Annotated in this window: 14 protein-coding genes; 13 read left to right on the top strand and 1 reads right to left on the bottom strand. The window is 62.9% G+C overall.

Going from position 1 to position 13,318, the window contains the following annotated elements; all coding sequences use genetic code 11:
- Nucleotides 1–4: 4 nt before the first annotated feature.
- The 12 genes from AAG813_RS13655 (at nt 5) to tolA (ending at nt 8,853) form a co-directional block, all read left to right on the top strand.
- Nucleotides 5–484 (top strand): type IV pilin protein, encoded by a 480-nt coding sequence (locus tag AAG813_RS13655; RefSeq protein WP_341916093.1) that lies wholly within the window; start codon nt 5–7, stop codon nt 482–484.
- A gap of 9 nt (nt 485–493) precedes the next feature.
- Nucleotides 494–1,063, top strand: a complete 570-nt coding sequence (locus tag AAG813_RS13660; protein ID WP_341916094.1) for a GspH/FimT family pseudopilin — start codon at nt 494–496, stop codon at nt 1,061–1,063.
- A gap of 37 nt (nt 1,064–1,100) precedes the next feature.
- Nucleotides 1,101–2,192: a bifunctional diaminohydroxyphosphoribosylaminopyrimidine deaminase/5-amino-6-(5-phosphoribosylamino)uracil reductase RibD gene (gene ribD / locus AAG813_RS13665; protein ID WP_341916137.1), complete on the top strand. Its 1,092-nt coding sequence runs from the start codon at nt 1,101–1,103 to the stop codon at nt 2,190–2,192.
- 55 nt (nt 2,193–2,247) lie between these two features.
- Nucleotides 2,248–2,883: a riboflavin synthase gene (locus AAG813_RS13670; protein ID WP_341916095.1), complete on the top strand. Its 636-nt coding sequence runs from the start codon at nt 2,248–2,250 to the stop codon at nt 2,881–2,883.
- Nucleotides 2,884–2,886: 3 nt separating this feature from the next.
- Nucleotides 2,887–3,999, top strand: coding sequence for a bifunctional 3,4-dihydroxy-2-butanone-4-phosphate synthase/GTP cyclohydrolase II (gene ribBA / locus AAG813_RS13675; RefSeq protein ID WP_341916096.1), 1,113 nt, complete (start codon nt 2,887–2,889; stop codon nt 3,997–3,999).
- Between the two features lie 2 nt (nt 4,000–4,001).
- Complete coding sequence (gene ribH / locus AAG813_RS13680) at nt 4,002–4,466, top strand: 6,7-dimethyl-8-ribityllumazine synthase (protein WP_341916097.1); 465 nt, start codon at nt 4,002–4,004, stop codon at nt 4,464–4,466.
- A 34-nt stretch (nt 4,467–4,500) separates the two neighbouring features.
- Nucleotides 4,501–5,019, top strand: a complete 519-nt coding sequence (gene nusB, locus AAG813_RS13685; RefSeq protein ID WP_341916098.1) for a transcription antitermination factor NusB — start codon at nt 4,501–4,503, stop codon at nt 5,017–5,019.
- 17 nt (nt 5,020–5,036) lie between these two features.
- Complete coding sequence (locus AAG813_RS13690; protein ID WP_341916138.1) at nt 5,037–6,233, top strand: pyridoxal phosphate-dependent aminotransferase; 1,197 nt, start codon at nt 5,037–5,039, stop codon at nt 6,231–6,233.
- Nucleotides 6,226–6,651 (top strand): tol-pal system-associated acyl-CoA thioesterase, encoded by a 426-nt coding sequence (gene ybgC, locus AAG813_RS13695; RefSeq protein ID WP_341916099.1) that lies wholly within the window; start codon nt 6,226–6,228, stop codon nt 6,649–6,651. Before AAG813_RS13690 ends, ybgC begins: the two co-directional genes overlap by 8 nt.
- The gene (gene tolQ / locus AAG813_RS13700) at nt 6,648–7,340 is read left to right on the top strand and encodes a protein TolQ (protein ID WP_341916100.1); all 693 of its coding nucleotides are present in this window, start codon (nt 6,648–6,650) and stop codon (nt 7,338–7,340) included. The genes ybgC and tolQ overlap by 4 nt, the downstream gene beginning before the upstream one ends.
- Nucleotides 7,341–7,479: 139 nt before the next feature.
- Entirely contained in the window at nt 7,480–7,911 is a 432-nt protein-coding gene (locus AAG813_RS13705) for a biopolymer transporter ExbD (RefSeq protein WP_341916101.1), read from the top strand.
- Between the two features lie 21 nt (nt 7,912–7,932).
- Entirely contained in the window at nt 7,933–8,853 is a 921-nt protein-coding gene (tolA, locus tag AAG813_RS13710; RefSeq protein WP_341916102.1) for a cell envelope integrity protein TolA, read from the top strand.
- A gap of 71 nt (nt 8,854–8,924) precedes the next feature.
- Here tolA and dnaE read toward each other — a convergent pair whose 3' ends face one another.
- Nucleotides 8,925–12,431 (bottom strand): DNA polymerase III subunit alpha, encoded by a 3,507-nt coding sequence (gene dnaE / locus AAG813_RS13715; protein WP_341916103.1) that lies wholly within the window; start codon nt 12,429–12,431, stop codon nt 8,925–8,927.
- 61 nt (nt 12,432–12,492) lie between these two features.
- Between dnaE and AAG813_RS13720 the strand changes: the two genes are divergently transcribed.
- Complete coding sequence (locus AAG813_RS13720) at nt 12,493–13,275, top strand: sulfurtransferase (RefSeq protein ID WP_341916139.1); 783 nt, start codon at nt 12,493–12,495, stop codon at nt 13,273–13,275.
- Nucleotides 13,276–13,318: the final 43 nt, after the last annotated feature.

A 13,318-nucleotide genomic window follows, 5' to 3' on the forward strand; every position in this document is an offset into this window, starting at 1 on the left:
GATCATGCCAAAACGTCTGCCTATCAAACGGAACGCCCACTCGGGTTTCACACTGATTGAACTGATGATCACCGTCGCAATTGTCGGAATTCTGGCGGCTGTGGCCTACCCAGCCTATACAGACTCCGTACGCAAAGGCAAGCGAGCCGAAGCACGGACTGCGCTGATGAACCTACTACAGCAGGAGGAACGCTATCTGACCCAGATGAACACCTATGAAACCTTTGCAGCAGGCACGCCCGGCGCCCTGCCGTTCAAGGCCTATTCATCTTCTGATGGCACCCAGGCAAAAAGCAGCCACTTGCTTGGCGCAAGGGTCTGCCAGGCCGTAGGCACGGTAACCCCCACCAAGCGTGACTGCATCGAGGTTTTTGCGGTACCGCAAGCAGGCGTTTTTTCTGACCCTCAAGTGACTTCGATGGCCATAGACACACAAGGCCGTCGGACTTGCACCGGCACAAACACCGAACGCTGCTGGAAATAAGGCCACGCCATGTCTCGAAACAACCGTCCCGGACACCGTCTGAGCTCCCTTTTGTTCCACCGCCACGCAGGCTTTACTCTGATCGAGTTGATGGTGACGGTTGCACTGGGAACAACCCTGATGATGGTCGCGGTGCCGAGTTTCGTCCAGTTTCAGCGAAATGCACAACTCTCGGACGCCGTTAGCAATTTCATTTTGGCAGCCAATACCGCAAGAGCCAATGCAATGAAGCAGGGGCTCAACACCTATCTTATTCCCGCTACCGGAACAAACTGGAGCTCCGGCTGGATGGTTTTTGCAGACTCAAACTGGAATCAGGTCTATAACGAAGGGGTCGATGAAGTGGTACTTCGCCATGAGGCGCTGAGCGCCGATGTCACCGTCACCACGCCGGGGGCCAGTAGTTTTACAAGCGGTTATTTGCTGTTCAACGGAAGTGGGTACCCGCGCCTGAAGAGTGGCGCCTTCGGCGGGGGAACGATGGTGATGGCGAACACCTCGCCGCGCTCCAGTTCCATCATCGTTGATCCAGCCGGCCGGGTGCGATCCTGCAAGACCGGGACGACCGGCTGTTCGTAGTTCACCGCAATACGACCTTGTGACTGAACAACCACAGGTGCTCATGCAAGGCGCCCTTGAATCTGCTGGAATGGCGTTGCGCCTTTGCAGCCCCAACCCGCGCGTGGGCTGCGTCATCACCGACGGCTGTGGCAAGGTATTGGGCGCAGGCCACACCCAACAAACCGGCGGTCCCCACGCCGAAATCGTCGCCATGCGGGACGCAGAAGCACACGGCCGTTCACTTCAGGGCGCCACCGCCTACGTCACCCTCGAACCCTGTTCCCACCATGGCCGCACAGGCCCCTGTTGCGACGCGCTGATCGCCGCCGGCATCAAAAAGGTGGTCGCATCGATCGCCGACCCCAATCCCCTGGTGTCCGGCCAGGGCTTTGCGCGCTTGCGGGCCGCGGGCATTGAAGTTGAAGTCGGCCCGGGCGCGGAGGAGTCGCGCGAACTGAACATCGGATTTTTCAGCCGCATGGTTCGCAAGACGCCCTGGGTGCGGATGAAGGTGGCGGCCTCGCTTGACGGCAAGACGGCGCTGGACAACGGCAAAAGTCAGTGGATCACGTCCGACGCCGCGCGAACCGACGGCCATGCGTGGCGCGCACGTTCCTGCGCCGTGCTCACCGGCATAGGCACCGTGCTGGAAGACAACCCGCGCCTCGACGTGCGGCTGGTTGACACGCCGCGCCAGCCGCATCTGGTGGTGGTGGACAGCCGGCTGGAGACGCCACTGGATGCTCATCTTTTCATAGCTGGCCGCGCTCTCTACATCTACGCTGCCGAGCAAAATGATGTAAAAAAATCAGCCCTGGAAGCGCGCGGTGCTACCGTCGTCTATCTGCCGGGCCACGGCGGCAAGGTGGATCTGGCAGCTATGCTGCGCGACCTGGCTCAGCGCGAGGTCAACGAAGTCCACGTCGAGGCCGGGCACAAGCTCAACGGGTCGCTGATCCGTGAAGGTCTGGTCGATGAGTTTCTGGTCTACCTGGCCCCCAAGCTGATAGGCCAGGGTAGCGGCATGGCCAGTTTCGGGCCGATCAGCGAGCTTTCGCAGGCGCTGGACCTTGAGTTTCGCTCCACCGACCGGCTGGGTCCCGATCTGCGTATCGTGGCCAGGGTCAAGGGACGCGACCTCTTTTAGCCCTGCTTTATCGGCCCGGCCCATGGCCGCCCGCAATCTCTGCGAAAATAGCGCCATGTTTACCGGAATCATCACCGGCGTGGGGCGCATCGTCGCCATCCATAGCCTGGGCAGCTCTTTGGACCATGGCAAGCGACTCACCATCGAAGCGCCATCGGGCTATCTCGACGACGTGGGCCTGGGCGACAGCATCGCACTGAACGGCGCCTGCATGACCGTGACGGCGCTTGACCTCCCCAACAACCAGTTCCTGATTGAAATATCGGCCGAATCGCTGGCCAAAACCAGCGGCTTGATCGAACCCGGTCCCATCAACCTTGAAAAAGCGCTGCGCGCCAATGACCGGCTGGGCGGCCACATCGTCGCCGGCCATGTCGATGGCATCGGCACCGTCACGCATTTCGCCCAGGTGGGTGAAAGCTGGGAGTTGCGCATCCGTGCGCCGCGCGAACTGGCCAAATACCTGGCCTACAAAGGCTCCATCACGGTCAATGGCGTCAGCCTGACCGTCAACCGCGTCACCGACCTGGACGGCGGCCAGACCGGCTGCGAAATCAGCATCAACCTGATTTCCCACACGGTTCAAAACACAGCCCTGGGCCATCTGCGACCACAATCGCAGGTGAACCTGGAAATTGACCTGATTGCGCGCTACGTTGAGCGCATGCTCCAGGACGGAAAGAAAAACTGAACCATGACCACTGCCATCTCCCCTGTTGAAGACATCGTGGCCGACATGCGGGCCGGCCGCATGGTCATCCTGGTCGACGAAGAAGACCGCGAAAACGAAGGCGACCTGGTGCTCGCCGCCGACCACGTGACCCCGGAAGCCATCAACTTCATGGCGCGTTACGGCCGCGGCCTGATCTGCCTGACATTGACGCGCGAGCGCTGCGAGATGCTGCAATTGCCGCCCATGGCCACCCGCAACGGCGGCAAATACAGTACCGCCTTCACGGTGTCGATCGAGGCTGCCGAGGGCGTGACCACGGGCATCTCCGCGGCTGACCGGGCCCGCACGGTGCAGGCCGCCGTCGCCAAAAACGCCCAGGTCAGCGACCTGGTGCAACCGGGTCACATCTTCCCGCTGCAAGCCGTCGATGGCGGCGTACTGATGCGCGCCGGCCATACCGAAGCCGGCTGTGACCTGGCCGGCATGGCGGGCTGCTCGCCGGCTGCCGTCATCTGCGAGATCATGAAAGACGACGGCACCATGGCCCGGCTGCCCGACCTGCAGGTCTTTGCCGCCGAACACGGCCTGAAAATCGGCACCATCGCCGACCTGATCGAACACCGCAGCCGCCACGATTCGCTGATTGAAAAAATCGGCTCAAGGACACTGAATACCGCTTTTGGCGAGTTCACCGCCCACGCCTTCAAGGACAAGACCAGCCAGGGCCTGCATCTGGCGCTGGTCAAGGGACAGTGGTCACCCGAAGACACCGTGGCGGCGCGGGTTCACGAGCCGCTGTCGGTGCTCGACGCGCTGGAAACCGGCCGCTCCATGCACTCCTGGAGCCTGGACCAGAGCCTGACCTACATTGCCAAAGAGGGCAAAGGCGTGGCCGTCCTGCTCAATTGCGGCGAAAGTGCGGCGCAACTGCTTGAACAATTCGAAGGCACGGCCCGCGCCAGCCAGGCCCCCGAGCGCGGCCGCATGGACCTGCGCACCTACGGCGTGGGCGCGCAAATCCTGCGTGAGTGCGGCGTGCACAAGATGAACCTGATGGGCAACCCGCGCCGCATGCCCAGCATGACGGGCTACGGCCTAGAGATCACCGGCTACATTGCCAACAAAAAGGAATAACCGTGTTTGGTGCAGAAAAAGGTACGGCCGACAAGCTGGACGGCAAAAAGCTCTCGATTGGCATCGTCCAGGCGCGTTTTAACGAAAGCATCACCAATGCGCTGGCCAAGGCCTGCTGGCAGGAATTGCTGGCGCTCGGTGTCGAGGAAAAAAACATCCACCACGTCAAGGTGCCGGGCGCGCTCGAGATTCCCTCGGCCCTGCAGGCCATGGCCGAACGCGACCAGTACGACGCGCTGGTGGCGCTGGGCTGCATCATCCGCGGTGAAACCTACCATTTCGAACTGGTCGCCAACGAAAGCGGCGCCTCGGTCAGCCGGCTGGCCCTGGACTACCAGTTGCCGATCGCCAACGCCATCCTGACCGTCGAAAACATCGCCCAGGCCGAAGCCCGCCAGACCGACAAAGGCCGTGATGCGGCACGCGTGGCGGTGGAAATGGCCAACCTGCTGAACGAACTTGACTGATACCCCGGTCCTCCCCTCCCCCAACAAGTGCGCCATGACTGAAAAGACACCCCTCAAACCCAAGCGCCCGCCGCAGACCCGCAACGGCCTGACCGACACGGGTGTCAAAAAAGCCGCCGACAAGTCAGCGCGCACCCGGGCACGCGAGTTTGCCCTGCAGGCGCTGTACCAGCATCTGGTCGGGCGCAACGAGGCGTCGTCCATTGACGCCTTCACCCGCGACCTGGTGGGTTTTCACAAGGCCGATGCAGCGCATTACGACGCGCTGCTGCACGGCTGCATTGACGAAGCGGCGTCGCTGGACGACAGCGTGACGCCTTTGCTGGACCGCAAGATGGCGGAAATATCGCCGGTCGAACATGCGGTGCTGTGGATTGGCACCTACGAGTTCAAGCATTGCCTGGACGTGCCTTACCGCGTGATCATCAACGAATGCATCGAGCTGGCCAAGGCTTTTGGCGGCACCGACGGCCACAAATACGTCAACGGCGTGCTGCACAAACTGGCACCGGCCTTTCGCGCCGCTGAAGTCGCCGCCGACAAAAAAGCCTGAGGCGCGCGGTGAGCGACATCAGGATAGCCCGGCGCGCCCAGCGCATCGAACCCTTTTATGTGATGGAAGTGGCCAAGGCCGCGGCAACCATGGCCCAGCAGCTTGCCCATACGGCTGAGCCCATGATTTTCCTGAACATTGGCGAGCCGGACTTCACCGCACCGCCGCTGGTCCAGCAGGCCGCGGCCCGCGTCATCCGGGACGGCAACACCCAGTACACCCAGGCCACCGGCCTGCAACCGCTGCGCGAACGCATCAGCGACTGGTATGCCACGCGTTTCCAGGCCGACGTTGCGCCCGGCCGCATCATCATCACGGCCGGCGCCTCGGCGGCATTGCAGCTGGCCTGCCTGGCCCTGATCGAAGCGGGCGACGAGATCCTGATGCCGGACCCGAGTTACCCCTGCAACCGGCACTTTGTCAGCGCTGCGGACGGCAACGCGGTGCTGCTGCCCACCACCGCTGAAGAGCGCTTCCAGCTCAGCAGCGCGAAAGTGCAGGCCGCCTGGACCGACAAGACACGCGGCGTGCTGCTGGCTTCGCCGTCCAACCCGACCGGCACATCGATTGCGCCTGAAGAGCTGCGGCGCATCCACGAATTTGTGCACAGTCGCGGCGGCATCACGCTGATTGACGAGATCTACCTGGGGCTGAGTTACGAGGCGCATTTCGGTCAGACCGCGCTGGCGATGGAAGGCGGCCTCGGCGAGAGCATCATCAGCATCAACAGCTTCAGCAAGTACTTCAACATGACAGGCTGGCGCCTGGGCTGGCTGGTCGTGCCCGAGGTGCTGGCACCGGTGATCGAGCGCATTGCGCAGAACCTGTTCATCTGCCCCAGCACCGTGGCCCAGCACGCCGCCCTGGCCTGTTTTGAACCCGACAGCCTGGCCGAATACGAACGGCGCCGCGCCGAGTTCAAGGCCAGGCGCGACTACTTCATTCCCGAACTCAACCGCCTCGGCTTGACGGTGCCGGTGATGCCGGACGGCGCGTTTTACGCCTATGCCGACTGCACGGACGCCGCGGCACGGCTGGGCGTTAGCGGCAGCTGGGACTTTGCGTTTGAGCTGATGAAACGTGCCCACCTGGCGGTGACCCCCGGGCGTGACTTCGGCACCATGGCGCCGGAGCAGTACGTCCGCTTCTCCACGGCCAACTCCATGGCCCAGCTCAAAGAGGCCGTCGCCCGGCTGGAGACCGTCCTTGGCTGAGGCCAGCTCTTTCGAGTGGCCCTTGCGGGTCTATTGGGAAGACACGGATGCTGGCGGCATCGTGTTCTACGCCAACTACCTGAAATTTTTTGAACGCTCCCGCACCGAATGGCTCAGATCACTGGGCATCGAGCAACACAGCCTGCGCGAGAGCACCGGCGGCATGTTCGTGGTGACGGAAACCAGCGTTCGCTACCATCGGCCCGCGCGTCTCGACGATGAACTGATTGTTACCGCCCGCCTGATCGAAAAGGGCCGGGCGTCCTTGATAATCGGGCAGAGTACGCTATTAAAATCGGAGCGTTCGTCAGTATTGCTATGCGAGGGCACGATACGCATCGGCTGGGTCGATGCGGCCAGCCTGAAGCCCGCCAGAATTCCCGCCACCATCCTTGATCGTCTGGAAGCCAAAACATGAACCAGGATTTATCCATTGTCAGCCTCATTCTCAACGCCAGCTGGGTGGTCCAGGGCGTGGTGGCACTGCTGATCGGCGTGTCGATCGCGAGCTGGGCCGCCATCTTCCGCAAGATCGTTTCACTCAAGCGCGTGCAGTCGCTCAACGACGAGTTCGACCGCGAATTCTGGTCCGGCACCAGCCTGAACGACCTGTTTGCCGCCGCCAACCAGAACGCCAAACACAGCGGCCCGATGGAGCGCATTTTCGCCAGCGGCATGCGTGAGTTCCAGAAGCTGCGCGAGCGCCGCATGGAAGACCCCGGCACCCTGCTCGACGGCGCCCGCCGCGCCATGCGTGCCAGCTACCAGCGCGAAATGGATGCGGTGGAATCCAACCTGTCCTTTCTGGCCACGGTCGGTTCGGTCTCGCCCTACGTCGGCCTGTTCGGCACGGTCTGGGGCATCATGCACGCCTTCACCGGCCTGGCCGCGCTGGAGCAGGTCACGCTGTCCAGTGTGGCGCCCGGCATTGCCGAAGCGCTGGTGGCCACGGCCATCGGCCTGTTTGCCGCCATCCCCGCGGTGGTGGCCTACAACCGTTTTGCCCACGACATCGACCGCGTGGCCAACAAGCTGGAGACCTTCATCGAGGAGTTCTCCAACATCCTGCAGCGCAACCTGGGTGCAACCTCACCTTCGGGTCACTAAGATGTGGACCCCCACGCTTTTCACTTCGTGTAATACGCTGCCCCCCGAGGGGGCGCTGCGCCTGCGGCCCGGCAAAGCCGGTTCCGCGGCCCCTGCTGACGAAGAGAGTACGGCACAGTGGCCGGCTTAGGAGAAACATATGCCAGCAGTTTCATCCCGCGGCCGGGGCCGCCGCACCATCAGCGAAATCAACATGGTGCCCTTCATCGACGTGATGCTGGTGCTGCTCATCATCTTCATGGTGACGGCGCCGCTGATCACACCCAGCATGATTGCGCTGCCCAAGGTCGGCAAGGCGCCGGGCCAGCCGCCCAAGCCGATCCAGATCGAGATCAGCAAGGAGGAAGTCATCCAGATCAAGTCGGCGGGCAACACCACACCGGTCAAGCTCGGCGAGGTCGGCGCCGCCGTCAAGCGCCTGCAGCCGGCAGTGCCGGCCAATGAGCAGGTCACGCCGGTGGTGATCAGCGCCGACAAATCCATCAAGTACGAAACCGTGGTCAAGGTCATGGACGCGCTGCAAAAGGCCGGTGTGGCCCGCGTCGGCCTCTCGGTGCAGACCGGCAACTGACCCCGCTGCGCTGAATTTTTCATGCCCATCGCCGCCGATCGCCCCGAGTTTGCCCCGCACCGCGAGCCCGGTGCGTTGCGATCCTTAGTCCTGGCGGTGCTGGTTCACCTGCTGTTGATCGCGGCCCTGACTTGGGGCGTGAACTGGAAGCACAGCAACCCGGATATCTCGTTCGAAGCCGAGCTCTGGTCCAGCGTGCCCCAGGAAGCCGCACCCAAACTGGTGGAAGCCCCGCCGCCACCGCCGCCACCCCCTCCTCCGCCCCCACCCGAGCCCGTGGTCAAGGCGCCACCGCCGCCCCCCGCACCGGACGTGGACATCGCGCTGGAGCGTGAGAAAAAACGCAAGCTCGAACTCAAGAAGAAGGAAGCCGAGCTGGCCAAAGCCAAGGCCGAGCAGGACCGGCTGAAAGAGCTTCAGGCCAAAAAGGAAAAAGAGCAGAAGCTGAAGGAAGACCTGGCCAAGCGCAAGGTCGAGGAAGCGAAGAAACTCGAAGCGAAAAAAGCCGAGGACAAAAAACAGGACGCGAAGGACGCCAAAGAGGCGGAGAAGAAAAAGCTGGCCGATGCCGCTGCGGAAAAGCAGCGCCAGGACAACATCAAGCGGGCCATGGGCCTGGCCGGCGCCAGCGGGAGCGCTGACGCCAAGGGGTCGGCGCAAAAAGCCAGCGGCCCGTCAGCCAGCTACGGCGGCAAGGTGCGTGCCAAGGTCAAACCCAACATCGTGTTCACCGACGACATTGCCGGCAACCCGACGGCGGAGGTCGAGGTGCGCACCGCGCTGGACGGCAGCATCATCAGCCAGCGCCTGATCAAGTCCAGCGGCAACAAGGCCTGGGACGACGCGGTGATCAAGGCCATCATCCGCACCGAAACCATGCCGCGTGATGTGGACGGCCGGGTCCCGACGCCGATGATTCTGGAATTCCGGCCCAAGGATTGAGTGCTGCTCACTTCGAACGCTATCAATAAGATAGCTTCTTGCGCAATCAGGACAAGGGCCGAAGCCCTTATTTACTCATAAACTATTCTAGCCAGCCCCTGGTCGGCCTGCGCCATCCAGCTTGCCAGCGCCGCATCGGTTGGGAAAAACTTCGCGGCGTCACCAAGCTGCAGTTCGGCCACCACGCTGTCGCGCTTGAGGCTCAGGCGCACCGGCAGGCCGCGGCTGACCTCCCCCTGCTCCGACATTTCCTTGCGCGGCGGAAAGTCCCGCACGATGCGCTGCACGTCCGGCGCCGTGCCATTGACCGCCACGCGCAGGTACTTGCCGAAGCGGCAGCGCGCCGATTCCAGGCTCCACACCTGCGTCACCTTGAAGCGGCGCCCGAAGCGCTCCGACGCCGGCTGCAGCGTGCCCTGCACGATCACCAGCTCGTCGTCTTTCAGCAGGTTGCGGTTTGCGTTGAAGGTGGCCTCGTCCACCGAAGCTTCCAGCGTGTCGGTCTTGTCGTCGAGCTTGAAGATGATCAGCTTGCCGCGGTTGCCGTTGATGACGCGCAGGTCGCTGACAATGGCCGCCAGCAGCGTCTGGTCGCGCGAGTCGATCAGGTCGTCGATCTTGCGTTTGACGAACTGCCGCACCTCGGTCTCGACCTCGTCGAACAAATGCCCGGACAGGTAAAAACCGATGGCGGTTTTTTCCTGCACCAGCCGCGCTTTCACGCCAAAAGGCACGGCCTCCACCAGCGGCGGTTCCTGCGTGCTGGCAGCGTGGGAGTCCATGTCGAAGAGTCCGCCCTGGTTGACGTTCGCCTCGGCCTGGGCGGCGAATTCGAAGGCGCGGTCCACCGAGGCCAGCAGCGAGGCGCGGTTGAGCTGCAGGTTGTCAAAGGCGCCGGCCTTGATCAGCGCTTCGACCGTGCGCTTGTTCATCTTTGACTTGTCGACGCGCAGGCAGAAGTCGTACAGCGAGGTGAAGGGCCCGCCGGCCTCGCGCGCCGCGACGATGGCGGCAATCGCCTGCTGGCCGGTGCCCTTGACGGCCCCCAGGCCGTAACGGATGCTTTTGTCCGTGATCGGCTCAAAGCGGTAGTGGCCGCGGTTGACGTCGGGCGACTCGAAGCTGATGCCCATCTTCTGCGCGTCGCCAAAAAGAATCCTCAGCTTGTCGGTGTCGCCCATCTCCACCGTCATGTTGGCGCAGAAAAATTCAGCGGTGTAATGGCGCTTGAGCCAGGCGGTGTGGTAGGCCAACAAGGCGTAGGCGGCCGAGTGCGACTTGTTGAAGCCGTATCCCGCGAACTTCTCCATCAAGTCGAAAACCTCGTCAGCCTTCTCCTGGGACAGGCCGTTGATGCCGGCACCCTTGCGGAAAATTTCCCGCTGCGCGGCCATCTCCTTTTCGTCCTTCTTGCCCATCGCGCGGCGCAGCATGTCGGCGCCACCCAGCGAGTAGCCACCCAGGATCTGCGCGGTCTGCATCACCTGCTCCTGGTAGACCATGATGCCGTAGGTCTCTTCCAGGATGGGCTTGACGCGCGGGTCAGGATACTCGGGCGTTTCCTTGCCCTGCTTGCGCGCGATGTAAGTCGGGATCAGGTCCATCGGACCCGGCCTGTACAGCGCATTCATCGCGATCAGGTCTTCGAGCCGGTTCGGGCGCGCGTCCTTGAGCATGCGCTGCATGCCGATACTTTCAAACTGGAACACCGCCTCGGTCTTGCCCTCGGCAAACAGCGCGTAGACACGCTGGTCGTCGAGCGGCAGGTTCTCGAACTTGAAGTCCTTCTGCGCCGGATGCCGCTGCACGATGAACTCGCGCGCCAGCTCCAGGATGGTCAAGGTGGCCAGGCCCAGAAAGTCGAACTTGACCAGGCCGATCGCCTCGACGTCGTTCTTGTCGAACTGGCTCACGGCGGAGGTGCTGCCGGGCTGCAGGTAGAGCGGGCAAAAGTCGGTGAGTTTGCCCGGTGCGATCAGCACGCCGCCGGCATGCATGCCGACGTTGCGCGTCAGGCCCTCGAGCTTGCGCGCGAGTTCGAGCAGGGTGCGCACGTCTTCTTCCTTGGCTTCGCGTTCGGCCAGCACCGGTTCAGCCTCCAGGGCGTACACCATCTTGTCGTTTTTCTTGCGATCAGCAGGCACGAGCTGCAGGGTGACCGCCTGGCCGGGCTTGTTCGGAATCAGTTTTGAAATGCCGTCGCAAAAACCGTAGGAAAAATCGAGCACGCGGCCGACGTCGCGAATCGCCGCGCGCGCGGCCATGGTGCCAAAGGTCACGATCTGGCTGACCGCCGCGTGGCCGTACTTGTCCTTCACATAGTCGATCACGCGGTCGCGGTTGGTCTGGCAGAAGTCGATGTCGAAGTCGGGCATGGACACCCGCTCGGGGTTCAGGAAACGCTCGAACAGCAGGTTGTACTGCAGCGGGTCCAGGTCGGTGATCTTCAGCGAATACGCGACAAGGGAGCCGGCACCGGAGCCGCGTCCCGGCCCGACTGGGCAGCCGTTGTTCTTGGCCCAGTTGATGAAATCGCCCACGATCAGGAAGTAACCCGGGAACCCCATCTTCAGGATGGTGTTGATCTCGAACTCCAGCCGCTCCACGTATTGCGGCCGCTTCTCGTTGCGCACCGCTTCATTCGGGTACAGATGCGCGAGCCGCTCTTCCAGCCCCTGAAACGACGCGTAGCGGAAGTACTCGTCGGGCGACATGCGCACGCCGTCGACTTCGGGCGTCGGGTACTCGGGCAGCATGGGCTTGCCGAGGTCGAGCTTGAGGTTGCAGCGTTTGGCGATTTCCAGCGTGTTGGCCAGCGCCGATGGCAGGTCGGCAAACAGCTCGGCCATCTGCGCCGAGGACTTGAAATACTGCTCGCGCGTGAACTTGCGCACGCGCCGCGCATTGCCGAGGATCTCGCCTTCGGCAATACAGACACGCGCTTCGTGAGCTTCGTAATCCTCATAACCCAGAAACTGCACCGGATGGGTCGCCACTACCGGCAGCTTGAGCCGGGCGGCCAGTTGCACCGCCGCAGCCACATGCTGCTCGTCGTCGGCGCGTTGCGCGCGCTGCAGCTCGAGGTAAAAACGGTGCGGGAACAGGCCCGCAAAATGCAGCGCACATTCGAGCGCGCGCGGTCCGTCTCCCTGCACCAGCGCCTGCCCGACCGCGCCGCCCTGCGCACCGGACAGGGCAATCAAGCCTTCGCCGAGTTCCTGCAACCACTCCAGGCTGATGATGGCCTGGTCGCGCACCACGCCGCGGGTCCAGGCGCGGGTGATGAGCTCGGAAAGATTCAGGTAGCCCTGGCGGTTCTGCACCAGCAGCAGCAGCCGCGCCGGCGCCGCACCCGCTTCCTTGCCCGGCACCTGCACCCACACGTCCGCACCGATCAGCGGCTTGACCCCGGCGCCGCGTGTTTGCTTGTAGAACTTGACCGTGCCGAACAGGTTGCCCAGGTCGGTGATGGCCAGCGCAGGCTGGCGGTCGGCCGCTGCGGCGGCCACGATTTCGTCGATGCGGTTGGTGCCATCGACGACTGAAAACTCGGTGTGAATACGTAAATGGACAAACATGGCTTCATTTTAGGGGTCGGGTCCGCGCACGGCCGCCGTCCCCGCTGCCTACAATGACCCGATCATGCGCATCCTGAACATTGCCGCCTACAAGTTTGTGACCCTGGAAGACCTGTCCGGGCTGCAGGGCAACGTGTTGGAAGCCCTGCAGAGCCGCGCCATCAAAGGCACGGTGCTGCTGGCGGAAGAAGGCATCAACCTGTTCCTGGCCAGCCCGCGCGCCGACATTCATGATTTTTTGGCATGGTTGCGGCGCGATGCCCGTTTCCATGACCTGGAGGTCAAGGAAAGCTGGTCCCATGCCCAGCCTTTTCGCAAACTGCTGGTCCGGGTCAAGCCCGAAATCATCCGCATGAACCACCCGGCCATCCAGCCTGCGGCCGGCCGCGCCCCGGCGGTGGATGCGGCGACGCTAAAACGCTGGCTGGATGCCGGCCATGATGATGAGGGGCGCCCCGTCGTGACCCTGGATACCCGCAATGCCTTCGAGGTGGATGTCGGCACATTCCGGGGTGCCATCGACTGGCGCATCGACAAGTTCACCGAATTTCCGCAAGTCCTGCTGGCGCACCGCGCCGAGCTCGAAGGCAAAACCGTGGTCAGCTTCTGTACCGGCGGGATACGCTGCGAAAAAGCCGCCATCTTCATGCGCGAGGCGGGCGTCAGCCATGTCTTCCAGCTCGACGGCGGCATCCTGAAATATTTCGAGGAAAACGGCCACGCGCATTTTGACGGCGCCTGTTTTGTCTTTGATGAGCGGCGCGCGCTGGACCCGGCCCTCCAGCCCCGCGTCAATGTCGGGGCATCGTCTGACAAGCCGCTTGCCGAAGGTGTGGGAAGCTGAACCGGCTTTCCTGGAGACTGTTCCACTTTTCCAGGCCCGTGAA

This window comes from Polaromonas sp. YR568 (assembly GCF_943371715.1).
Taxonomy (GTDB): domain Bacteria; phylum Pseudomonadota; class Gammaproteobacteria; order Burkholderiales; family Burkholderiaceae_C; genus Polaromonas.